The organism is Candidatus Rickettsia tasmaniensis, assembly GCF_036857515.1.
Taxonomy (GTDB): domain Bacteria; phylum Pseudomonadota; class Alphaproteobacteria; order Rickettsiales; family Rickettsiaceae; genus Rickettsia; species Rickettsia rickettsii.
Genome location: NZ_JAQCNX010000067.1, coordinates 1 through 782, shown reverse-complemented (window position 1 = coordinate 782; position 782 = coordinate 1). Strand labels below are relative to the sequence as shown.

Here is a 782-nt window from a genome sequence, read left to right as displayed (position 1 = left end):
GTGGTTCCTGCTACTAATAAATGAGGCATTTTAGCAAGATCGGCAATCAGCGGCTTACCTGCTAAATCTTTACCCAAGACTAACGGCAATAAAGTTGATTTGTCTTGGTATTCTGGGGTCTCTATAAGTTCTTTTAAGCAAAAGAATTCACGCTGCTTATTAGGAAGCTCAATACCAAGTACGTTTTTGCCGGGTATGACTGCTATCCTTGTTGATAAAGCAGATAGTGAGCGTGCTATATCGTCAGATAATCCTACTACCCTTGATGTTTTCGTGCCTGCTGCCGGCTCAAATTCATATTGAGTTACCACCGGTCCTTGATTGATATTAATTATCTGCCCTTTAACTCCAAAATCATTCAGCACGGTTAATAATTCTTCAGCCTTTTGTTTAAGCTCCGAGGAAGAAGCTCCTTTTACATGATGGTTTTCAGGATCACGTAATAACGAAATAGGCGGCAATTCTGCTATTTCGCTTTGAGATATTTTAGGGCTAACAGGTTTGCTAAAGAATTTTATAAGATTTGCAGGTACGGATCTCGCTTCTTCAGGGAATTTTACTTTTTCACTTACAGGCTTTTGGTAAGAAGAAGTTATATTTATTTTATCAGTGGTTCCTGCTACTAATAAATGAGGCATTTTAGCAAGATCGGCAATCAGCGGCTTACCTGCTAAATCTTTACCCAAGACTAACGGCAATAAAGTTGATTTGTCTTGGTATTCTGGGGTCTCTATAAGTTCTTTTAAGCAAAAGAATTCACGCTGCTTATTAGGAAGCTCAAT

General features: G+C 38.7%; 1 protein-coding gene. It reads right to left on the bottom strand.

All coding sequences use genetic code 11. The features are described 5' to 3' along the window. The coding region (locus O6R16_RS07935; RefSeq protein WP_499680701.1) for a DNA translocase FtsK at window positions 1–782 on the bottom strand (782 nt) is incomplete at both ends.